A 21,782-nucleotide genomic window follows, 5' to 3' on the forward strand; every position below is an offset into this window, starting at 1 on the left:
TTTCTGAATGGCGAAATTATACTCCTCCACTATCTTCGCCCCGCTGGACACTTTTCCGAAATAAAGGCGAAAAAAAACGGGACCTTTTGGCCCCGTTCTATTTTTGGCGAAATTACAATCTCACCGGATCAATATGCCAAATAAGATCGGCGTACTCTTTAATAGTCCGGTCAGAAGAGAAATAGCCCATATTTGCGATGTTCAGCATCGCTTTGGCTGTCCACTCTTCCGGACGTTCGTACAGTTCGTCAACTTTATCCTGACAATCGACATAGCTGCGATAATCCGCCAGCACCTGGTAGTGATCGCCAAAGTTGATCAGCGAATCAACCAGATCGCGGTAGCGTCCCGGATCTTCCGGACTGAACACGCCGCTGCCGATTTGCGTCAGCACCTGATGCAGTTCTTCGTCTTTCTCGTAGTATTCACGCGGTTTGTAGCCCTGACGACGCAGTTCTTCCACTTCTTCCGCAGTGTTACCAAAGATAAAGATATTATCCGCACCGACATGATCCAGCATCTCGACGTTCGCACCGTCCAGCGTACCGATAGTCAGTGCGCCGTTAAGTGCAAACTTCATGTTACTGGTGCCGGAGGCTTCCGTACCCGCCAGCGAAATCTGTTCGGAAAGATCGGCTGCCGGAATGATCAGCTGCGCCAGGCTGACGCTGTAGTTCGGGATAAACACCACTTTCAGCTTATCGCCAATCTGTGGATCGTTGTTGATCACTTTCGCTACGTCATTGATCAAATGGATAATGTGCTTCGCCATGTAATAGGCCGAAGCAGCCTTACCGCCAAAGATATTCACTCGTGGAACCCACTTCGCATCTGGATCGGCCTTGATGCGGTTATAGCGGGTGATCACGTGCAACACATTCATCAATTGACGTTTGTATTCGTGAATACGTTTGATTTGCACATCAAACAGCGCCTTCGGATTCACCACCACATTCAATTGTTGGGCGATGTACTCCGCCAGACGCTTTTTGTTCTCCAGTTTCGCCTGATGAACAGCATGATTGACCATCGGAAAATCACAATGCTGTTGCAACTCGTTTAATTGACTCAGATCGGTACGCCAGTTACGACCGAGGTGTTGATCCAGCACGCCTGAAAGCGACGGATTCGCCACCGCCAGCCAGCGACGCGGAGTCACACCATTGGTAACGTTGGTGAAACGTCCAGGGAAGATCTTCGCAAAGTCAGCAAACAGCGATTGCACCATCAGATTAGAGTGCAGCTCCGATACGCCGTTAACTTTGTGGCTGACCACAACAGCCAGCCAGGCCATGCGCACACGACGCCCATTCGATTCATCAATGATCGACGCCCGTCCCAGCAGGTCAGTATCGTTCGGATACTGCTCCTGCAAGGTTTTCAGGAAATAGTCGTTGATTTCAAAGATAATCTGCAAATGGCGCGGCAGAATTTTACCCAGCATATCGACCGGCCAGGTTTCCAGCGCCTCGCTCATCAGCGTGTGGTTGGTGTAGGAGAAGACCTGGCAGCACACTTCAAAAGCGTCGTCCCAGCTAAATTTGTGCTCATCGATCAGCAGACGCATCAGCTCAGGAATCGACAGCACCGGATGGGTGTCGTTGAGGTGAATCGCGATTTTATCCGCCAGATTATCGTAGGTTTTATGCAACTGATAATGGCGACTTAAAATGTCCTGAATGGTCGAAGATACCAGGAAATATTCCTGACGCAAACGCAGTTCACGTCCGGAATAGGTGGAGTCATCCGGGTACAGTACGCGGGATACGTTCTCAGAGTGGTTTTTATCTTCCACTGCCGCGAAGTAGTCACCCTGGTTAAATTTACCAAGATTAATTTCGCTACTGGCTTGTGCACTCCACAGACGCAAAGTGTTGGTCGCGTCAGTATCATAACCTGGGATAATTTGGTCGTAAGCCACGGCCAGAATCTCTTCGGTTTCAATCCAGCGCGTTTTCTTACCTTCTTGCTGAATACGGCCGCCAAAACGCACTTTGTAGCGCGTATTGTGGCGTTTAAATTCCCACGGATTGCCGTACTCCAGCCAGTAGTCCGGAGACTCTTTCTGACTGCCGTTAACGATGTTCTGTTTGAACATACCATAGTCATAACGGATGCCGTAACCGCGCCCCGGCAACCCTAACGTCGCCAGCGAATCCAGGAAGCAGGCGGCCAGACGCCCCAGGCCACCGTTACCGAGACCCGGGTCATTTTCTTCATCAATCAACTCTTCGAGATTTAATCCCATCGACTCCAGCGCACCCTGAACATCGTCATAAATACCTAACGACAGCATGGCGTTGGAGAGAGTACGGCCAATCAAAAACTCCATCGACAGGTAGTAAACCTGGCGAGTTTCTTGCGACAGCTGGGCACGATTCGAACGTAACCAGCGTTCCACGAGACGATCGCGCACAGCAAATAACGTTGCGTTCAGCCATTCATGTTTATTGGCGACGACCGGATCCTTTCCAATCGTAAACATCAGCTTGTAAGCGATAGAGTGCTTCAGAGCTTCTACGCTTAGCGTGGGCGATGAATATGTAAACGGAGCATTCATATAGGCGTTTCCTGAAAACTATTTCAAGCGATAGTAAAGCTCACGGTACGACTTCGCCGCGACCTGCCAGCTAAAATCCATTGCCATAGCCTGACGTTGCACAAACCGCCACAGTGAAGGGCGAGACCACAGAACAAAAGCGCGTCGAATAGCCCGTAACAGCGACCAGGCATTACTATCTTCAAAGACAAACCCACTGGCGACGCCATCTGCAAGGTTCTCAAGAGAACAGTCAGAAACCGTATCAGCAAGCCCACCGGTACGCCGCACCAGTGGCAGCGTGCCGTACTTCAATCCATAAAGTTGCGTTAAGCCGCACGGTTCAAAACGACTGGGAACCAGAATGACGTCCGCGCCGCCCATAATGCGATGCGAAAATGCTTCGTGATAACCAATCTGTACACCAACCTTGCCGGGATGCTCCGCCGCTGCAGCAAGAAAACCTTCCTGCAATACCGGATCGCCCGCGCCGAGCAGTGCCAGTTGTCCGCCCTGTTCCAGAAGACCCGGTAAGGCTTCCAGCACCAAATCCAGTCCTTTCTGGCTGGTCAGACGGCTCACCACTGCAAAAAGCGGCACTTTATCGTCAACCTTAAGCCCCATTGCGATTTGCAACTGGCGCTTATTCTCCGCTTTATCCTCCAATGAATCGCGGGTGTAACGCGAGGCTAAAAGTAAGTCCGTCTCTGGACTCCATATTTTCTCGTCCACGCCGTTCAGTACGCCGGAAAGTCGTCCTTCACGATGACGCTGCTGGAGTAAACCTTCCATACCGTAGGCAAACTGTGGTTCAGTGATCTCACGAGCGTAGGTCGGACTAACCGCTGTAATGTGGTCGGCGTAATACAATCCGGCCTTCAGGAAAGAGATTTGCCCGTTGAATTCCAGCCCGTGAACATTAAAGAATGACCATGGCAATTGGATGTCATTCATGTGATGTGCATAAAACATGCCTTGATAGGCCAGGTTGTGTACAGTAAACACCGACTTCGCCGGACGCCCATGTGCCGCCAGATACGCAGGCGCAAGACCCGCATGCCAGTCGTGCGCGTGCACAACATCGGGGCGCCAGAATGGGTCAAGCCCGCTTGCCATCTCCGCTCCAACCCATCCGAGCAGTGCAAAACGCAATACGTTGTCGGTGTAAGCAAATAAGTTGGTATCGTGATACGGGCTTCCGGGACGATCGTAGAGATGCGGTGCATCAATCAGGTAAATGCCAACCCCGTTGTAATGCCCAAACAGCAGCGTGAAATGTCCGGCAAAGGTATCACGGCGAGATACCACCTTTGCATCGGTCACGCCACGGCGAATATCGGGAAATGCAGGCAACAGTACGCGAGCGTCAACGCCGTCTGCGATTTGTGCTGCGGGTAATGCCCCAATAACATCAGCCAGACCGCCGGTTTTAAGCAGCGGGAACATCTCTGAACATACATGTAAAACCTGCATTATCGCTCCTGTTTGTACCCTAACTTCCGTAGCATTTCGCGCGTAACCAGCACAATGCCTTCTTCTGAACGATAGAAACGACGTGCATCCTCTTCTGCATCCTCACCAATCACCATTCCTTCCGGAATGACACAAGCGCGGTCAATGACGCAGCGACGCAGACGGCACGAGCGACCTACCCATACTTCCGGCAGCAATACGGCGGAATCAATGTTGCAGAATGAATTCACGCGAACGCGTGAGAACAGAACGGACTGCACCACCACCGAACCAGAGATCACACAACCGCCGGAAACCAGTGAGTTAAGGGTCATCCCATGGCTACCGGAGCGATCCTGAACGAATTTCGCTGGCGGCAATGATTCATTGTAGGTGCGAATCGGCCAGTTGCGATCGTACATATCCAGTTCCGGCACGACAGAAGCCAGATCCAGGTTCGCTTTCCAGTAAGCCTCCAGTGTCCCAACATCACGCCAGTACGGCTCGGCGTCCGGGTCGGACTGTACACAAGAGAGCGGGAATGGATGCGCATAGGCGAGGCCTGCTTCGGTAATTTTTGGAATCAAATCCTTACCAAAGTCGTGGCTGGAGTTTTCATCACGATCGTCTTCTTCCAGCAATTCATACAGGTACTCTGCATCAAAGACGTAGATCCCCATACTCGCTAAAGATTTGCTCGGATCGTTTGGCATTGACGGCGGGTTAGCCGGTTTTTCAACAAATTCGATAATTTTATCGTTTCCATCAACCGCCATAACGCCAAATGCAGAGGCTTCTTCAATCGGTACAGGCATACAAGCAACGGTGCAACGTGCGCCTTTTTCGACGTGGTCGATAAGCATACGCGAGTAGTCTTGCTTGTAGATATGGTCACCCGCCAGGATCACTACGTACTCCGCTTTATAACGGCGGATAATGTCGAGGTTTTGGGTAACGGCATCTGCCGTACCGCGATACCAGTTCTCCCCTTTCATTCTCTGCTGCGCTGGCAGCAGATCGACAAACTCGTTCATTTCTTCATTGAAGAACGACCAGCCGCGCTGAATATGCTGTACCAGAGTGTGAGACTGGTACTGGGTGATCACGCCCATACGACGGATACCGGAGTTGATACAGTTGGACAGTGCAAAATCGATAATACGGAACTTGCCGCCGAAGTGTACGGCAGGCTTTGCTCGTTTATTGGTTAAATCCTTCAGGCGAGTACCACGTCCCCCCGCCAGAATCAGGGCAACAGACTTCAATGGCAGCTGGCGCGCCAACATTAAGTGATCGTTCTTCTCTAAACTAATCATGACTAACTCCTTTTTTATCATCTCTGGAACACACACAGTCCGTGTGCAGGTCCCGGCCAGACAGCCGTAATCACTGGGTTATCCTCTCCAGCGAATGGGGGAATGGCACGCCACTCCCCAGCAGGTAAAACAATCTCTGTTACCTCAAGCGTGGCGTTTATTGCGATCAAGAAACGATCCGAAAGCAAAATTTGCAGCTGCTTTGGCCCGTTCTGCCACTCATCCGAGCTTAAAGATTGAGCATATCGATTCAGCCAACGGACATTGCCGTCGCCTTCTTCCCACCAGCGATCCTCTGCCAAAGCAGGAATGCGCTTGCGCAGATGGATTAACGCGGCGGTAAACGCGGTTAAGCCACTGCTTGCTTGCGACCAGTCCAACCACGTTAGTTGGTTATCCTGACAGTAAGCATTGTTATTGCCATGCTGGCTGTGACCGTGTTCGTCACCGGCCAGTAACATCGGCGTACCCTGGGAGAGCAACAACGTTGTTAACAGGGCGTGAATGCTGTCGCGCCGCCGTTCAACCAGATCAAGAGTACCGCCTAACCCTTCTTTACCATGATTGTTACTGTAATTGTTGTTGGTTCCGTCGCGATTTTCTTCTCCGTTTGCTTCATTGTGTTTATGGTTAAAACAAACGCAGTCGCGAAGCGTAAAACCGTCATGCGCTGTGACCAGATTAATCGCAGCACTCGGCAGACGGCCATTACGTTTAAAAACATCGCTGGAAGCAGCAAAACGTCCGGCAAACTCCCCCAGCGACAGGTTATAGTGCAGCCAGAAGCGCCGGGCGGCATCGCGGAAATGATCGTTCCACTCGGCAAACAACGGCGGGAAATTCCCCACCTGATAGCCGCCAGGCGCGATATCCCACGGTTCGGCAATCAGCTTCACTTGCGAAAGTACCGGGCAATTCTGAATAGCCGTAAACAGAGGCGCATCCTGACGAAACTCCGGCGTTCGCCCCATGACTGTAGCGAGATCGAAGCGGAAGCCATCAACATGACAAGTTTCCACCCAATAGCGTAGACAGGCGCTGGCGTACTCCACCACAGCTGGATGGCTCAAATTGAGCGTATTGCCGCAACCAGTCCAGTTGTGATAATCGCCGTCTTCTCTTATCCAATAATAGCTACGGTTATCGATCCCGCGCAGGGAGAATAACGGGCCGTCGAGATCCAGTTCCGCACTGTGGTTGAGAACGATGTCGAGAATGACCTCAATGCCCGCTTTGTGCAGGGCTTTGACTGCATCGCGGAACTCATCCAACGCCGTGTCGGGCGAGCATGCATACGCCGGATGCAGTGCAAACAGCGCCACCGGGTTGTAACCCCAGTAGTTACTCAACCCCATTCGTTGCAAGCGCGGCTCACTGGCAAATTGCGCGATCGGCAGCAGTTCCAGTGCGGTAATGCCCAACTGTTTTAAATAGTTGATCATCACCGGATGCCCAAGGGCTTTATAGGTTCCACGGATCTCGACCGGGATCTCCGGGTGCAAGTAGGTTAAGCCTTTGACATGGGCTTCATAAATGATGGTACTGCCCCACGACGTGCGCGGCGGGGCATCATCTTCCCAGTCATAGTGATCCACGACCACTACGCATTTCGGCGCAATAGCAGCGTTGTCGCGATAGTCAGGATCACTATGCCCGGCGTGCAGCAGCGGGTTATCTTTAAATTCCCCGACAATTTGCCGCGCGCAAGGATCAATCAACAACTTCGCCGGGTTAAAGCGATGCCCCATGGCGGGTTGCCATGGGCCATGAACGCGGTAACCATAACGCAAACCCGGGCGCGCATCCGGCAGATAACCGTGCCAGATGTCACCACTTCGTCCTGGCAAATCATACCGATGTTCGATGCCCTGAGCGTCAAACACACACAGCTCTACCCGTTCGGCATGAGCGGAGAAGAGCGTGAAGTTAACGCCCTGGCCGTCGTAATGCGCGCCAAGAGGAGCGGGATTGCCAATGGCAAGTTGTGTCATTATCCCTCCCGAACCAGCCAGATAGTGGCCAGCGGCGGTAGCGTAAGGCTTAATGAATGCTGGCGACCGTGGCTGGCGATCTCATCACTGTGTACTGCGCCGCCATTACCGGTATTGCTACCGTGATAGTGCATGGAATCCGTATTGAGGATTTCACGCCATTTACCCGGCTGATTAATACCAAAGCGATAATCATGGCGCGGCACCGGCGTAAAGTTACTGGCAACGATAATTTCATTACCCTCTTTATCACGGCGAACAAAAATCAGCACCGAACGTTCATGGTCATCCACCACCAGCCATTCAAAGCCATACGCGTCAAAATCCAGCTCGTGCAATGCTTTGTGATAGCGATAAGTGTGGTTCAGATCGCGCACCAGACGCTGGACGCCGTGATGCCAGTTGTCGCCGCCTTCCAGCAGGTGCCAGTCAAGGCTGGCGTCGTGGTTCCACTCACGCCCTTGAGCAAATTCATTGCCCATGAACAGCAGTTTTTTGCCTGGGAACGCCCACATCCAGGCATAGTAGGCTCGCAGATTGGCAAACTTCTGCCATGCATCGCCCGGCATTCTGTCGAGAATCGATTTTTTGCCGTGCACCACTTCGTCGTGCGACAACGGCAGGACGAAGTTTTCAGTGTAGTTGTAGAGCATCCCGAAGGTGAGTTTATCGTGATGGTATTGACGATAAACCGGGTCGAGCTTCATGTAGTCCAGGGTGTCGTGCATCCAGCCGAGGTTCCACTTGTACCAGAAGCCGAGGCCGCCGATATCCTGCGGACGAGAAACGCCAGGGAAGTCAGTAGACTCCTCCGCCATCGTTACCGCGCCAGGAACTTGCTCACCGATAATACGGTTGGTATTGCGTAAAAATTCAATCGCTTCCAGATTCTCGCGTCCACCAAACTCGTTGGGGATCCACTCGCCCTCTTTACGGCTGTAGTCGCGATAAATCATCGACGCCACCGCATCGACACGCAGCGCATCAATACCAAAACGTTCAATCCAGTACAGCGCGTTACCGACAAGGAAGTTACTGACTTCACGGCGACCATAGTTGTAGATCAGCGTGTTCCAGTCCTGATGATAGCCTTCGCGCGGATCGCTGTGTTCATACAGATTTGTTCCGTCAAATTCGGCAAGTGCAAAGTCATCAGTCGGGAAGTGCCCCGGCACCCAGTCAAGAATAACGTTCAAACCGGCTGCGTGTGCGGCATCAATGAAATAGCGGAAGTCATCGCGAGTACCAAAACGGCGAGTTGGCGCGTACAGACCCGTCGGTTGATAGCCCCAACTACCATCGAATGGATGTTCGTTAATTGGCAGCAGTTCGAGATGGGTAAAGCCCATCCATTTAGCGTAAGGCACCAGTTGATCGGCCAGCTCGCGGTAGCTTAACCAGAAGTTGTTGTCGGTGTGACGACGCCAGGAACCCAGATGAACTTCATAGATAGAGATTGGCGCATCAAACTGATTCGCTTTTTTGCGCTCTTCGGTCTGCACGACCTTTTCAGGCAGTCCGCAAATAAGGGAAGCGGTTTCCGGACGCATCTGTGCTTCAAAGGCATAAGGATCAGACTTCAAACGCAGATTGCCATTGGCATCAATCATTTCGTATTTATAGAGCTGACCGTTGTGCGCGCCAGGGATAAACAGTTCCCAGATGCCGCTCTCTTTACGCAGGCGCATCGGATGACGACGACCATCCCAGTAGTTGAATTGCCCAACAACCGAGACTCGGCGGGCATTGGGTGCCCAGACAGAAAAACGCGTGCCGGTAACGCCATCCATGGTATCTGCGTGTGCGCCTAAGGTTTCATACGGGCGCAGGTGAGTACCTTCAGATAACAGCCAGGCATCCATTTCCTGAATTAAAGGGCCAAAACGGTAAGGGTCATCAATAAGATTCTGCTGACCATGCCAGACAACAGCCAACTGATAGCGGAAAAAATTCTTACGTCGTGGAATGACGCCGCTGAAGAATCCACGAGAGTCGAGACACTCCAGTTTAGCGACTTTGCGTCCGGTTTTTGGTTCAATCACCCACACATCGGTGGCGTCAGGTAAAAGGGCACGGACTTCCAGTCCTGCTGTAGTTTTATGCATTCCCAGTACGGAAAATGGGTCTGCAAAATGGCCTGCAATTAGCGCGTTTATCACGTCTCTATCGATACGAACGGACATGCTTGTCTTCCTGTTTTATTGTGTCACCCCATCCAACTGATTTTTGACATCTGGTTGTGACATTTTTTTGACCTGAACGGCGCAGCACTCTGTGCATCCTCTCTGCGTCGTCCTCCCTTCAGGTAAGGCAGTGAATACTCATGTATTCTGCCACCCTTAAAGAATAGCCAATGCTCTATCTAACTCCCGGTAAATCATGAAACATCTGCGCTTACTCCTGTATTACGCACTAAAAGGGGCGGCATTGCGCCCCAGATTTAATGAATAAAGATTACGCCAGTTGACGAAGCATCCGGCGCAGCGGCTCCGCTGCACCCCACAGCAACTGGTCACCCACGGTAAAGGCTGACAGAAATTCTGGCCCCATATTCAGTTTACGCAGGCGGCCTACAGGCGTGGTCAGCGTGCCAGTAACGGCTGCTGGGGTTAGCTCACGCATAGTGATTTCCCGATCGTTTGGTACGACTTTCGCCCACGGATTGTGAGCCGCCAGCAGTTCTTCCACGGTCGGAATCGATACATCTTTTTTCAATTTGATGGTGAATGCCTGACTATGGCAGCGCAATGCTCCGACACGCACGCATAAACCATCTACCGGAATCACAGAAGATGTGTTGAGGATCTTGTTAGTTTCCGCCTGCCCTTTCCATTCTTCGCGGCTCTGACCGTTATCAAGCTGTTTGTCGATCCACGGAATCAGGCTACCCGCCAGCGGAACACCAAAGTTATCCACCGGCAACTCGCCGCTGCGGGTTAAGGTCGTGACTTTGCGTTCAATATTGAGAATAGCAGAGGACGGGGTTGCGAGTTCATCCGCCACATGACCATACAGTTGGCCCATCTGGGTTAACAACTCCCGCATATGTCGCGCACCACCGCCGGAAGCCGCCTGGTAGGTTGCAACGGAAACCCAATCAACAAGATCATTGGCGAATAAACCGCCTAACGACATCAACATCAGGCTTACGGTACAGTTACCGCCCACAAAAGTCCTGATGCCTTTATTTAATCCGTCAGTAATGACGTCCTGATTGACTGGGTCAAGGATGATGATGGCGTCGTCTTTCATGCGCAGAGACGATGCTGCGTCAATCCAGTAACCTTGCCACCCGTTCTCACGGAGCTTTGGATAGATTTCGTTGGTATAATCGCCGCCCTGACAGGTTACGATGATATCGAGGGCCTGCAGCGCCTCCAGATCAAAGGCATCCTGAAGTGTGCCGGTAGTACCGCCAAAGGACGGTGCAGCCTGACCAGGCTGGGAAGTCGAAAAGAAGACAGGGCGAATGGCGTCGAAGTCGCGCTCTTCAACCATGCGTTGCATGAGAACGGAGCCGACCATACCGCGCCAGCCGATAAAACCAACATTTTTCATAAGCGTTTTTTTCCTGCAAAGATGTGTGCTGTATATATGTGCCGGTGTCCTCGTGGCACATCTTTCACCATACAAAAAGCAGCCAAAGTCGCAAGTGAAATTAATCAATGATAGCGAAGCAATCAGTAATGCGACTTATCCTGCTTTCATAGCACGCAGAAAGTCCAACGCAATTATCAGGGAACTTGAGTTATGAATGAAATCATTTCTGCAGCAGTTTTATTGATCTTGATTATGGATCCGCTCGGAAACCTACCTATTTTCATGTCCGTACTGAAACATACTGAACCGAAAAGACGTCGGGCAATCATGGTGCGAGAGTTGCTTATTGCTCTTCTGGTGATGCTGGTGTTCCTGTTTGCGGGTGAGAAAATTCTGGCATTTCTTAGTCTGCGGGCGGAAACCGTCTCTATTTCTGGCGGCATCATTCTGTTTCTGATTGCCATTAAGATGATTTTCCCCAGCGCATCGGGAAACAGCAGTGGGCTTCCGGCCGGTGAAGAGCCATTTATCGTGCCATTAGCCATTCCGCTGGTCGCCGGGCCGACGATTCTCGCCACGCTGATGTTGCTGTCTCATCAGTACCCCAATCAGATGGGGCATCTGGTGATTGCCCTGCTGCTGGCCTGGGGCGGCACATTTGTCATCCTGCTGCAGTCATCGCTATTTTTACGTCTGCTGGGCGAGAAAGGGGTGAATGCACTGGAACGCCTGATGGGATTGATTCTGGTGATGATGGCAACCCAGATGTTCCTCGACGGCGTTCGGATGTGGATGAAGGGGTGACGGGGATAATTTCTCGAAATGAGCCCGGTAGCGTCAGAACTACCGGGCGAACAAACTTAACTCAACAGCTGGAACGCAATCATCCCGACGATAGCACCGACAGTGCCAAGGATGGTTTCCATCATGGTCCAGGTTTTCAGCGTTTCGGCTTCGGTCGCGCCGGTAAATTTACCGAACAACCAGAAACCAGCGTCGTTAACGTGGCTGACAACAATCGAACCACCGGCGATACAAATCGACAACGCCGCCATTTGCGCACCGGAGTAGTTCAGTTGTTCAATAACCGGCATCACCAGTCCCACCGCCGTTAAGCAGGCAACGGTGGCAGAACCCTGAATGATGCGCACTGCAGCGGCCAGCACGAAGCAAGTGATCGCAATCGGCAGCCCCATCCCGGTTAACGCTTCGCCCAGTGCCGGACCTACGCCAGAATCAACCAGTACCTGTTTGAACACGCCACCTGCACCAATCACCAGCAGAATGATTCCCGCCGGTTGCAGCGCGTGACCGCAAATCTCCATCACTTTGTCTTTCGGCATACCCTGACGCATCGCCAGACCATAAATCGCCACCAGACAAGCAACCAGAATCGCGGTAAACGGATGACCGATAAACTCGAACCATTCATAAGCGGTAGAGCCTTCCGGCACAAAACGCGCGGCAATGGTTTTAAGACCTACCAGCACCAGCGGCAGCAGGATCAGCGACAGGCTGAATCCGAAAGATGGCATTTTTCCTTCGCCGAGATGCGGTTCGCTGATGTCGTCAGGAATATGCAGTTCCACGTAGCGGCTGATGAAATTACCCCACAGCGGCCCGGCAATAATCATTCCCGGAATTGCCGCACACAGGCCAATCAAGATCATCCAGCCAAAGTCGGCGTTCATCTGCGATGCCAGCAGCATTGGCGCTGGCCCCGGCAGTAAGAACGCCGCCGCTGCCGCCACACCGGCGAATAACGGGATAACCAGTTTCACCAGGTTCGTGCCGGTATGGCGCGCCATTGAGAAAGCAACGCTAATCAGCAGAACAATCGCCACTTCAAAGAACAGCGGTAGCGCACAAACCAGCCCAGCAAGGCCAATGGCATAATGAGCGCGGCTGTGGCCGAAGGATTTGAGCATTTTGACGGCAATCTGATCGACTGCGCCGGTTTCATGTAAGATCTTGCCAAACATGGCTCCCAGCGCGACAACCACCGCCAGGAAGCCGAGGGTGCCTCCCATCCCTTTTTCCATCGTCGCTGCGATTTTATCGAGCGGCATACCGGAAAAAAGGCCAGCCCCCATAGACACCACCATCAAAGCCAGGAAGGCGTGCATACGCGCCTTCATGACTAAAAACAGCAGCAGTAAAACAGACCCTACTGCTGTTAAAACAAGCGTTAATGTACTCACTACTTATTTGCCTTTTTTAATAACCTCAATGGTGCTTGCCACAACACCTTCCAGTGGCTGATCGATATCCACCACCAGTACATCGGTTTCGTCCGCACCCGGTTCCTGCAGCGTTTCAAACTGCGTCACCAGCATTTGGGTTTTAAAGAAATGGCCTTTACGCGCTTTCAGGCGGCTTTCAATCACATCAAAATCGCCTTTCAGGTAGATGAAAGAGAGATTCGGATTACCCGCGCGTAGCAGGTCGCGATAGTGCTTTTTCAGTGCAGAACAGACGATCAGCGACACTTTATTGGTGCGCTGCATGGCAAACGCGGCGTCGTTCAGTGCCTGTAACCACGGTTTGCGATCGTCATCATTCAACGGTTCACCGGACGCCATTTTTTCGATATTGCGACGCGGATGGAGGAAATCGCCATCAAGAAACGCGGCATGAAGTTGATGCGCCACTTCACTGGCGACCGCAGATTTGCCGCTGCCCGATACGCCCATCAAGACGTAAATGTGGTGATCATGGTTAGTCGTGCTCAAAGTGGTGCCCCCACAATACAAGAATTAAAAATGTTACGGGTAACTGTTATCGGTAACATTGTCCAGCCGGACAAAATCAGAAGCAATATCCATCCGTGCCTTAAGTGTATAAGTGTGAGCTACTTCAAATTTGTGAGCTTAAATAGATCCGCCCGGTGACAAGGTGAAACCTAAATCTAACATTTTCGGTGTCACTGCTTCGCCACGAATACGCGCCAGCAGGCGTTCAGCGCCAATGCTGCCCATCCGCTCACGCGGTGTCAGCACACTCGCCAGCCGTGGCTCCATCACCTGACCAATATCGTGACCGTGGAAACCGGCAATCGCCATATCGTCAGGAATTTTCAGCCCCAAACGCTGACATTCAAACGCCGCGCCGACAGCCAGGTCATCGTTGGTACAGAACACGCCATCCAACTGCGGATATTCCCGCCGCGCCTGGCGAATCAGTTCAATACCTGAAGAGTAAGAAGAAGATTGTTCAACCATCACGCTATATGGCACCAGGCCTGCATCCAGCATCGCCTGTTCGTATCCCTTCTGTTTGATGATAGTACGTTCGTCGAGACGTGCGCCGAGATAGGCAATGTGACGATGCCCGCGAGCAATAATGGCGGTGGTCATCTGGCGTGCCGCTTCAAAGTTATCAAAACCGACGGCGATATCGAGGCACGGTGATTTACTGTCCATCAGTTCCACCACCGGAATACCTGCCACTTCAATCATCTTTAAGGTGCGCGGCGTGTGGGTACGTTCGGTGAGGATCAGCCCGTCGATATTCCAGGAGAGCATCGATTCGAGACGTTCTTGCTCCATTTCCGGTTTATAACCGTAGTGCGCCAGCATAGTCTGATAACCGTGCGCGTCGGTGACGCTTTCGATGCCGCGTAATACTTCCGCGAAAACCTGGTTGGTGAGAGAAGGCAACAGGACGCCAATTGCCCGGCTGGTAGCATTTGAGAGGATATCGGGCGCGCGGTTGGGAATATAACCCAGTTCATCAAGAGCGGCGGCAATCTTGCCGCGTAAGGCGACGGAGACCTGCTCCGGGTTGCGTAAAAAACGGCTGACCGTCATTTTGGTCACGCCTACACGGTCAGCCACATCCTGAAGTACGGGTCTTTTCTTTTTCATCGTCCTGAAGGGTACAAAAGGGATAGATTCCTTTAGTTTACCACGGACGCATCACAACCTTCCTGATTCCTCAGGAAGGTTGTGAGATAAATTTAGACTGGCGGTAAATCGAACAGCAGGATTTCACTGTCGCTATCGGCGTGGACGGAGATTGCCTGCTCATCCCAGATTGCCAGACCATCGCTGGTAGAGGCTTTGACACCGTTAATGGTGACATTGCCTTTTACTACCTGGATCCAGACGCGGCGTTCAGCGGCAATCTGATGTATCGACTGCTCATCTTTTACCAGCGCCCAGCGGTAAAGTTCCATATCCTGATACACTTTCAGCGAACCATCACGCGCATCCGGCGAAAGAACCAGCTGTTTGCCCTGCACGGCATCAAAGCGACGCTGTTCATAACGCGGCGTAATCCCATTTTCTTCTGGCATGATCCAGATCTGATACAGATGCAGACGCTCGGTGCTGCTGGGGTTGTACTCTGAGTGACGAATACCCGTACCCGCACTCATTATCTGAAACTCGCCCGCCGGAACATGCTCTTTATTGCCCATGCTGTCCTGATGCTCAACAGTACCTTCCAGCACGTAGGTCAAAATTTCCATATCTTTATGTGGGTGAGTGCCGAAGCCCTGCCCTGCTTCAATCACGTCGTCGTTAATCACGCGCAGCGCGGAGAAGCCCATAAAATTCGGATCGTAATAGTTGGCAAAAGAGAAAGTGTGCCAGGAGTCCAGCCAGCCATGATTTGCATGACCACGTTCATTTGCTTTGCGTAAGTAGATCATTTGTATTCACCCCCTGAATGTTTTCGATGGGCTTAGTGTGGACCCGATCCGCCTGGGATGATAGAGGGTGAAAATTGACCCCTCTGTTCAAAAAAATTGAACTATTCGAGGAGCCATCAAACTTACTTTGCGAGAGTCACTGTGGAGGGAGAGACTTGTTCAAAACCGCGTTCAAGGATTTCCAGATTAGTAAGAACTTCAGATTCCTTGACGTAATTTGGTGCACCGGTGGTGATGGTTTGATGCAGCGCATCGTAGACGCGTCCGTAATCTCCCACCTCCGGCGTCATCTCTTCTCTTACCGTCACGCCCTCGTCATTGACATACTCCAGCACACCGACCGAATCATCCGCTGCGAATCCCGGTTCGCCCGGCATAATATTAGCCTTCAGGCTGGTTTCCTGCTGGTCGATACCGTATTTAATAAATGTACCTTTCTTACCGTGAACGATAAATTTCGGATAATCGATTTTCACCAGATGGCTGGTTTTGACGATGGCTTTCAAATCACCATAAAACAACTGCGCTTCAAAGGTGTCGTCCGGATTGGCTTTATTACGCAGGCTGCGAATGTCGTAAGCCACATGATCCGGGCGACCGAACAGCGAGATAATCTGGTCGAGGGTATGCACGCCAAGGCCATAAAATGCACCATCTTGCGGCAGCCCCGGTTTAGTTTCTGCCACCGGGCGGTAGTAGTCAAAATGGCTTTCCACTTCAACAATCTCCCCCAGCTTGCCGCTTTCAATCGCTTTTTTCGCCGTCAGGAAGCAAGAATCAAAGCGGCGATTCTGATACGGCGTGACGGTCAGCCCTTTGCTTTTTGCCAGCGCAAACAGCTCTTTCGCCTGCGCAAGCGTAGGGGTGAACGGTTTTTCAACCAGCACATTTTTCCCGGCTTCCAGCGCGCGCTTCGCGTACTCGAAGTGGCTATCAGCGTGAGTGCAGACGACAACCAGCTTAACGTCAGGATCGTTTAATACTTCGTCGAGATCGCTGGTGAAATGGATATGCGAGTAGACAGGAGCCTGTTCTTCCGGCTTCGCATGGCGGCGGAAAATATGCGCGACATGCCAGCTATCCTTGCGGTTAAGTACATACGGCAGATGGTAACGGGTGGTGCTTTTGCCGAAGCCAATAAAGGCGCAGTTAATGACCATGATTTCGTCCTTTTATAAGGTGGTTAGTTACACCTTAACGCAAAGCGGACGTGGTTCCTATGCCTGTGCTTCAGTACGTCAGATTGTTGGCAAAGTGCACTTTGATCATGCCGGATGCGGCGTGAACGCCTTATCCGACCTACGGTTCGGGCACAGGTTTGTAGGCTGATAAGCGTAGCGCATCAGGCAATTTTGCATTTGTCTCAACACGAGCACTTCCCGTGGGCAAAATAGCAAGTCAGCCTGGCAGGAACGAAAGCAAAAAAAAAGCCAGCACCCGGCTGGCTAAGTAATACTGGAAGCAATGTGAGCAATGTCGTGCTTTCAGGTTCTCCGCGAGGGTCTTCCTGATCGCGAGACAATAATAATCATTCTCATTCGCACTTGTCCAACACTTTTTGCAAAAAAATGCATTTGACTCGCATTTGAAAGTCAATGATGTTGAAAGGGACATTTACCCCAAAGAGGACAGAGGAATGAGTGAGATAGTGATACGCCACGCTGAAACGCGCGATTACGAGGCCATTCGGCAAATCCACGCCCAGCCGGAGGTGTATTACAACACGCTACAGGTGCCTCATCCTTCCGATCATATGTGGCAGGAGCGACTCGCCGATCGTCCCGGCATCAAACAGTTAGTCGCCTGTATTGATGGAACCGTCGTGGGTCATCTCACCATTGACGTGCAGCAACGCCCGCGCCGCAGTCATGTTGCCGATTTTGGTATCTGCGTCGACTCCCGCTGGCACAATCGCGGCGTCGCCAGCGCCCTGATGCGAGAGATGACTGAAATGTGCGACAACTGGCTGCGGGTAGATCGTATTGAACTAACCGTGTTTGTCGATAACGCCCCGGCAATTAAGGTCTATAAAAAATTCGGCTTTGAGATTGAAGGAACCGGTAAGAAGTACGCTTTGCGTAATGGCGAATATATCGATGCGTATTTTATGGCGCGGGTGAAGTAAAGAATTTGCAATCTAAGTTGGTCATTTAAGCCCTCACCTACCGGGAGAGGGCTTAAGATATTAATACCCCGCCGTTAAATCATCCACTGAGCGCGGGTCGGATGCCCCATACAACTCACCGTCCGGCCCAACCATAATGCTTTGTGTACTGCCCATCGCCTCTTTCAGCGCCACTTTCTGACCTTTTTCTTCCAGCAGCTTGAGCGTATCCGGGCTAAATCCTTTCTCGACGCGCAGCTCGTCCGGCAACCACTGATGGTGGAAACGCGGCGCATTGGTCGCTTCGGCAACGTTCATTCCATAATCGATGCTGTTCACCACCATTTGCAGCACGGTGGTGATAATCCGGCTCCCGCCAGGGCTGCCAGTCACCAGCCAGGTTTTACCGTCTTTCACCACAATGGTTGGTGACATCGACGACAGCGGACGTTTGTTCGGCCCGACGGCGTTAGCATCACCGCCCACCAGCCCGTAAACGTTCGGCACGCCCGGTTTGGCGGAGAAATCATCCATCTGGTTATTAAGCAGAATACCGCTCTCGCCCGCGACAATCCCCGTACCGAAGGTGGTGTTCAGCGTATAGGTCACCGCCACCGCGTTACCGTCTTTATCCACCACTGAGTAATGGGTTGTTTGATTGCTCTCATAAGGCGCAAGTTTGCCTGGGCGAATTTCGCTGGACGGCTTCGCTTTGTTGATATCAATTTGATCGGCAATGGATTTGGCATAGGCTTTATTGGTCAGCGCCTGCCACGGCACTTTGACAAAATCCGGGTCGCCAAGATATTCCGAGCGGTCGGCGTAGGCGTATTTCTCAGCTTCAGCCATGATTTGCATCGCGTCGGCACTGCCAAAGCCGTATTTCTTCATATCGAAGTTTTCCAGGATATTGAGGATCTGCACGATATGAATCCCGCCGGAGGATGGCGGTGGCATGGAGTAAACCTGATACCCGCGATAATCGCCGCTTATTGGTGTGCGTTCGACCGCTTTATACGCTGCTAAATCCTCTTTGGTAATTAAGCCGCCGTTTTTCTGCATCTCCTGGGCAATCTGTTCCGCTATCTTGCCTTTGTAGAATTCGTCCGAGCCGTTTTCAGCAATCATCTCCAGACTCTTTGCCAGATTCGCCTGTACCAGCCTGTCGCCCTTTTTCAGCGGTTCACCCTCTTTCCAGAAGATAGCCTTGCTGTTTTCGTGATTCGGCAGCACTTCACTGCCGTAGGTTTTGAGATCGTCGGCCAGCGCGTCGTTAACGATAAAACCATCACGCGCCAGTTTAAACGCCGGTTGCACCACTTTGTTCAGCGGCATAGTGCCGTACTTCTCCAGCGCCAGCGAGAAGCCTGCGACCGTGCCAGGCGTACCGGAGGCCAGATGCGAAGTGAGTGATTTTTTGCTGTCCGGGTTGCCCTGGTCATCGAGAAACATATCGCGGGTCGCTTTGGCGGGTGCCATTTCGCGGAAATCGATAGCGGTTGTATTGCCATCCTTAGTGCGGATCAGCATAAAACCGCCGCCGCCCAGATTCCCCGCCTGCGGATGCGTTACCGCCAGCGCATACCCCACTGCCACGGCAGCATCAACGGCATTACCACCTTCTTTAAGGATATTCACCCCCACCTGAGTGGCAGTAGCATCCACAGACGCCACCATCCCCTGCTTCGCGCGCACCGGATGGAAGACATCTTCCTCCACGCCATACGAGACCGGCGGCGGCGCAGGTGGCGCGGCAACAACACTAAAACAACTTCCTGAGAGCAGAGCAGCAATGGCCACCCGGCGTAAAAACGTCGGTTTTATCATCGTTATTCTCCAGTTATGTGTGGGGCAACCCCAGCTAAGCCTGGTATATAACTCTGAATTAATCATCGTTTTGCCGGGAAGCGAGTAAACTTAAAGGATATCTTCAGAGGAGGATACGCGATGAAACGACTTCTGCTTTTGACGGCACTCCTGCCGTTCGTCGGCTTTGCACAGCCCATTAATACTCTGAACAACCCTAACCAGTCGGGGTATCAGATCCCCAGTCAGCAACGGATGCAAACCCAGATGCAGACCCAGCAAATCCAGCAAAAAGGGATGCTGAATCAGCAACTGAAAACGCAGACGCAATTACAGCAGCAACATTTAGAAAATCAGATTAACAGTAACTCGCAGCGGGTATTGCAGTCGCAGCCGGGGGAGCTAAATCCCGCCCGGCAGCAAATGCTGCCCAACACCAACGGCGGGATGTTAAACAGCAACCGTAATCCGGATAACTCGCTGAATCAGCAGCATATGCTGCCGGAGAGGAGAAACGGCGACATGCTGAATCAACCCAGCACGCCGCAGCCTGATATTCCGTTGAAAACTATTGGGCCGTAAAGTTCGGATCAATCACGTCAATCGCATCGGTACAAATGCAATCCACGCCCCAGCGCAGCAACTCTGCCGCGCGCTGGGGTTTGTTGACGGTATACACCAGAATCCGTAATCCGGCGTCTTTCAACTGCCTCACTCGCGCTTTATCGAGCAACTTATGATTGAGATGAATAGAGACGCAGCCCAGCCGCATAGTCAGTTCTCGCCAGTCGTCGCGCCACTCATCAAGCAACAAACCGCGCGGCAGTTCCGGTGCAGCCTGTTGTGCAGCTTCTAAAGCATCAATCTCAAACGATGACAGCAGCGGCGGCGTCATAGCAGTCCAAAGTTCACGCGCCGCCAGCGCCACCATTTTGCCCGTTAATGACCCGGTGCCAGTGGTGGGTTTGATTTCGATATTCGCCATCATCCCGTGTTCGCGGCAGCGTTCCGCCACCTGCGAAAGCAAGGGCAGCGGCTCGCCTTTAAACGCTTTGCTGTACCAACTGCCTGCATCCACGCGCAGTAAATCCTGCCAGTTTAGTTCGCCTGCTACGCCCCAGCCGTTGCTGGTACGCTCGAGATTATCGTCATGGAGCAAGAAGATCTCGCCATCTTTCGATAACTTCGCGTCAAATTCGATCATCTTATGACCGTATTTTGCCCCCACATCGATTGCCGCCAGGGTGTTTTCTGGAGCCAGTTTACCGCCGCCACGATGGGCGACGATGCGAGGATAAGGCCAGTTACTCATACTCGTTGTCCTGTTTCACCATCAAAAAGATGTAGCTGATTTTCCGGCAGATGCAGCCACAGTGTGCTGCCTGCCGTCGGGCGCTCCTGATGCGCCAGTCGTACCACCAGCTTCTGTTCGCCCCAGCGTCCGTGCGCCAGGTTATCTGCGCCGAGGATCTCCAGCGTGTCCATCACCAGCGGCACGCCGCCTTCTGCCTGCGAGCTTAACGCAATATGTTCCGGGCGAATACCGAGGGTCATTTTACGTCCGGCATACTGCCGGTAGCTACCGTTTAGCGGCAACTCAATACCGCCGTCCAGTTCGAAATGCGTGCCTTCGTTATTCACGCGGCCTGTCAGCAGGTTCATCGCCGGGCTGCCGATAAAACTCGCCACAAACAGGCTGGCGGGCTTTTCATACACTTCAACCGGAGTGCCAATCTGTTCGGCAACGCCGCCGTTCATCACCATCACCCGCTGAGCGAGCGTCATCGCCTCAACCTGATCGTGAGTAACGTAGAGTGAAGTCGTTTTCAGGCGACGGTGCAATTGCTGCAACTCAAGGCGCATCTGCACGCGCAGCTTGGCATCAAGGTTCGAGAGCGGCTCATCAAACAAAAATACCGCCGGATCGCGCACAATCGCGCGCCCCATTGCCACGCGCTGGCGCTGCCCGCCGGAAAGCTCACGCGGGCGGCGCTTAAGCAGGCCGTCCAGTTCCAGAATACGTGCCGCTTCTTGAACGCGCTCGGCAATTTGCTGCTTGCCCATGCCGCGAATTTTCAGCCCCCACGCCATGTTTTCTTCGACGCTCATATGCGGATAAAGCGCGTAGTTCTGGAACACCATCGCAATCCCGCGATCTTTCGGCTCCATTTCGGTCACACGCTCATTGTTGATCCAGATATCGCCTTCCGTTACCCGCTCCAGCCCGGCAACCATGCGCAGCAGCGTGGATTTCCCGCAGCCAGACGGCCCGACCATCACGATAAATTCGCCATCCGCCACATCAAGGGTCAGCGGTTTAATGACCTGGGTTTTGCCATCCCAGCTTTTGGTTACTGCCTGTAATTTCAGTCCTGCCATC

The 21,782-nt window shown here is 52.4% G+C and carries 17 protein-coding genes; 3 read left to right on the plus strand and 14 right to left on the minus strand.

Annotated elements, in window-relative coordinates:
- Positions 1 to 112 precede the first annotated feature (112 nt).
- The 6 genes from glgP to asd form a co-directional block, all read right to left on the minus strand.
- Positions 113 to 2,560 carry a glycogen phosphorylase gene (gene glgP / locus A7Z06_RS16760; protein WP_000993437.1) on the minus strand — a complete coding sequence of 816 codons (2,448 nt, stop codon included), beginning with the start codon at positions 2,558 to 2,560 and terminating at the stop codon, positions 113 to 115.
- 18 nt (positions 2,561 to 2,578) lie between these two features.
- A complete protein-coding gene (gene glgA, locus A7Z06_RS16765; protein WP_001197629.1) occupies positions 2,579 to 4,012 on the minus strand; it encodes a glycogen synthase GlgA in 1,434 nt (477 codons plus the stop codon).
- The gene (gene glgC, locus A7Z06_RS16770; protein WP_000624234.1) at positions 4,012 to 5,307 is read right to left on the minus strand and encodes a glucose-1-phosphate adenylyltransferase; all 1,296 of its coding nucleotides are present in this window, start codon (positions 5,305 to 5,307) and stop codon (positions 4,012 to 4,014) included. Before glgC ends, glgA begins: the two co-directional genes overlap by 1 nt.
- A 17-nt stretch (positions 5,308 to 5,324) precedes the next feature.
- A complete protein-coding gene (glgX, locus tag A7Z06_RS16775) occupies positions 5,325 to 7,298 on the minus strand; it encodes a glycogen debranching protein GlgX (RefSeq protein WP_000192584.1) in 1,974 nt (657 codons plus the stop codon).
- Entirely contained in the window at positions 7,298 to 9,481 is a 2,184-nt protein-coding gene (glgB, locus tag A7Z06_RS16780) for a 1,4-alpha-glucan branching enzyme (protein WP_000116223.1), read from the minus strand. The genes glgX and glgB overlap by 1 nt, the downstream gene beginning before the upstream one ends.
- Positions 9,482 to 9,752: 271 nt before the next feature.
- Positions 9,753 to 10,856 (minus strand): aspartate-semialdehyde dehydrogenase, encoded by a 1,104-nt coding sequence (gene asd, locus A7Z06_RS16785; RefSeq protein WP_000799967.1) that lies wholly within the window; start codon positions 10,854 to 10,856, stop codon positions 9,753 to 9,755.
- 192 nt (positions 10,857 to 11,048) lie between these two features.
- Here asd and yhgN point away from each other — a divergent pair, with 192 nt between their 5' ends.
- Positions 11,049 to 11,642 (plus strand): NAAT family transporter YhgN, encoded by a 594-nt coding sequence (gene yhgN / locus A7Z06_RS16790; protein WP_001002547.1) that lies wholly within the window; start codon positions 11,049 to 11,051, stop codon positions 11,640 to 11,642.
- A 56-nt stretch (positions 11,643 to 11,698) separates the two neighbouring features.
- On the opposite strand, the gene gntU is transcribed toward yhgN, so the two are convergent.
- The 5 genes from gntU to A7Z06_RS16815 all read right to left on the minus strand — a co-directional run bounded on the left by gntU (position 11,699) and on the right by A7Z06_RS16815 (position 16,652).
- Positions 11,699 to 13,039, minus strand: a complete 1,341-nt coding sequence (gene gntU, locus A7Z06_RS16795) for a gluconate transporter (RefSeq protein ID WP_000105942.1) — start codon at positions 13,037 to 13,039, stop codon at positions 11,699 to 11,701.
- Positions 13,040 to 13,042: 3 nt separating this feature from the next.
- Positions 13,043 to 13,570 (minus strand): gluconokinase, encoded by a 528-nt coding sequence (gntK, locus tag A7Z06_RS16800; RefSeq protein WP_000108328.1) that lies wholly within the window; start codon positions 13,568 to 13,570, stop codon positions 13,043 to 13,045.
- Between the two features lie 138 nt (positions 13,571 to 13,708).
- Complete coding sequence (gene gntR, locus A7Z06_RS16805) at positions 13,709 to 14,704, minus strand: gluconate operon transcriptional repressor GntR (RefSeq protein ID WP_000730250.1); 996 nt, start codon at positions 14,702 to 14,704, stop codon at positions 13,709 to 13,711.
- Between the two features lie 92 nt (positions 14,705 to 14,796).
- Positions 14,797 to 15,492 (minus strand): quercetin 2,3-dioxygenase, encoded by a 696-nt coding sequence (yhhW, locus tag A7Z06_RS16810; protein WP_000639800.1) that lies wholly within the window; start codon positions 15,490 to 15,492, stop codon positions 14,797 to 14,799.
- Between the two features lie 122 nt (positions 15,493 to 15,614).
- The gene (locus A7Z06_RS16815; protein WP_000236320.1) at positions 15,615 to 16,652 is read right to left on the minus strand and encodes an oxidoreductase; all 1,038 of its coding nucleotides are present in this window, start codon (positions 16,650 to 16,652) and stop codon (positions 15,615 to 15,617) included.
- Positions 16,653 to 17,128: 476 nt separating this feature from the next.
- Here A7Z06_RS16815 and yhhY point away from each other — a divergent pair, with 476 nt between their 5' ends.
- The gene (gene yhhY / locus A7Z06_RS16820) at positions 17,129 to 17,617 is read left to right on the plus strand and encodes an N-acetyltransferase (RefSeq protein ID WP_001290289.1); all 489 of its coding nucleotides are present in this window, start codon (positions 17,129 to 17,131) and stop codon (positions 17,615 to 17,617) included.
- A gap of 60 nt (positions 17,618 to 17,677) precedes the next feature.
- Here yhhY and ggt read toward each other — a convergent pair whose 3' ends face one another.
- Positions 17,678 to 19,423, minus strand: coding sequence for a gamma-glutamyltransferase (ggt, locus tag A7Z06_RS16825; RefSeq protein ID WP_000595121.1), 1,746 nt, complete (start codon positions 19,421 to 19,423; stop codon positions 17,678 to 17,680).
- 120 nt (positions 19,424 to 19,543) lie between these two features.
- On the opposite strand from ggt, the gene A7Z06_RS16830 reads away from it, so the two are divergent.
- Positions 19,544 to 19,984, plus strand: a complete 441-nt coding sequence (locus A7Z06_RS16830) for a DUF2756 family protein (RefSeq protein WP_000826139.1) — start codon at positions 19,544 to 19,546, stop codon at positions 19,982 to 19,984.
- Here A7Z06_RS16830 and ugpQ read toward each other — a convergent pair.
- Positions 19,971 to 20,714 (minus strand): glycerophosphodiester phosphodiesterase, encoded by a 744-nt coding sequence (gene ugpQ / locus A7Z06_RS16835; RefSeq protein ID WP_000073604.1) that lies wholly within the window; start codon positions 20,712 to 20,714, stop codon positions 19,971 to 19,973. The genes A7Z06_RS16830 and ugpQ overlap by 14 nt on opposite strands.
- A complete protein-coding gene (gene ugpC / locus A7Z06_RS16840; RefSeq protein ID WP_000907812.1) occupies positions 20,711 to 21,781 on the minus strand; it encodes a sn-glycerol 3-phosphate ABC transporter ATP binding protein UgpC in 1,071 nt (356 codons plus the stop codon). Before ugpC ends, ugpQ begins: the two co-directional genes overlap by 4 nt.
- Position 21,782: the final 1 nt, after the last annotated feature.

It is taken from the genome of Escherichia sp. MOD1-EC6819 (assembly GCF_002965765.1).
Lineage (GTDB): Bacteria > Pseudomonadota > Gammaproteobacteria > Enterobacterales > Enterobacteriaceae > Escherichia > Escherichia ruysiae.

What these genes read in the sequence shown, in the direction of transcription:
- ugpQ (WP_000073604.1), bottom strand. Translation starts at nt 20,714, where the DNA reads ATGAGTAACTGGCCTTATCCTCGCATCGTCGCCCATCGTGGCGGCGGT.
- gntR (WP_000730250.1), bottom strand. Translation starts at nt 14,704, where the DNA reads ATGAAAAAGAAAAGACCCGTACTTCAGGATGTGGCTGACCGTGTAGGC.
- glgC (WP_000624234.1), bottom strand. Translation starts at nt 5,307, where the DNA reads ATGATTAGTTTAGAGAAGAACGATCACTTAATGTTGGCGCGCCAGCTG.
- A7Z06_RS16815 (WP_000236320.1), bottom strand. Translation starts at nt 16,652, where the DNA reads ATGGTCATTAACTGCGCCTTTATTGGCTTCGGCAAAAGCACCACCCGT.
- A7Z06_RS16830 (WP_000826139.1), top strand. Translation starts at nt 19,544, where the DNA reads ATGAAACGACTTCTGCTTTTGACGGCACTCCTGCCGTTCGTCGGCTTT.
- yhgN (WP_001002547.1), top strand. Translation starts at nt 11,049, where the DNA reads ATGAATGAAATCATTTCTGCAGCAGTTTTATTGATCTTGATTATGGAT.
- asd (WP_000799967.1), bottom strand. Translation starts at nt 10,856, where the DNA reads ATGAAAAATGTTGGTTTTATCGGCTGGCGCGGTATGGTCGGCTCCGTT.
- yhhW (WP_000639800.1), bottom strand. Translation starts at nt 15,492, where the DNA reads ATGATCTACTTACGCAAAGCAAATGAACGTGGTCATGCAAATCATGGC.
- glgA (WP_001197629.1), bottom strand. Translation starts at nt 4,012, where the DNA reads ATGCAGGTTTTACATGTATGTTCAGAGATGTTCCCGCTGCTTAAAACC.
- ugpC (WP_000907812.1), bottom strand. Translation starts at nt 21,781, where the DNA reads ATGGCAGGACTGAAATTACAGGCAGTAACCAAAAGCTGGGATGGCAAA.
- yhhY (WP_001290289.1), top strand. Translation starts at nt 17,129, where the DNA reads ATGAGTGAGATAGTGATACGCCACGCTGAAACGCGCGATTACGAGGCC.
- ggt (WP_000595121.1), bottom strand. Translation starts at nt 19,423, where the DNA reads ATGATAAAACCGACGTTTTTACGCCGGGTGGCCATTGCTGCTCTGCTC.
- glgB (WP_000116223.1), bottom strand. Translation starts at nt 9,481, where the DNA reads ATGTCCGTTCGTATCGATAGAGACGTGATAAACGCGCTAATTGCAGGC.
- glgP (WP_000993437.1), bottom strand. Translation starts at nt 2,560, where the DNA reads ATGAATGCTCCGTTTACATATTCATCGCCCACGCTAAGCGTAGAAGCT.
- glgX (WP_000192584.1), bottom strand. Translation starts at nt 7,298, where the DNA reads ATGACACAACTTGCCATTGGCAATCCCGCTCCTCTTGGCGCGCATTAC.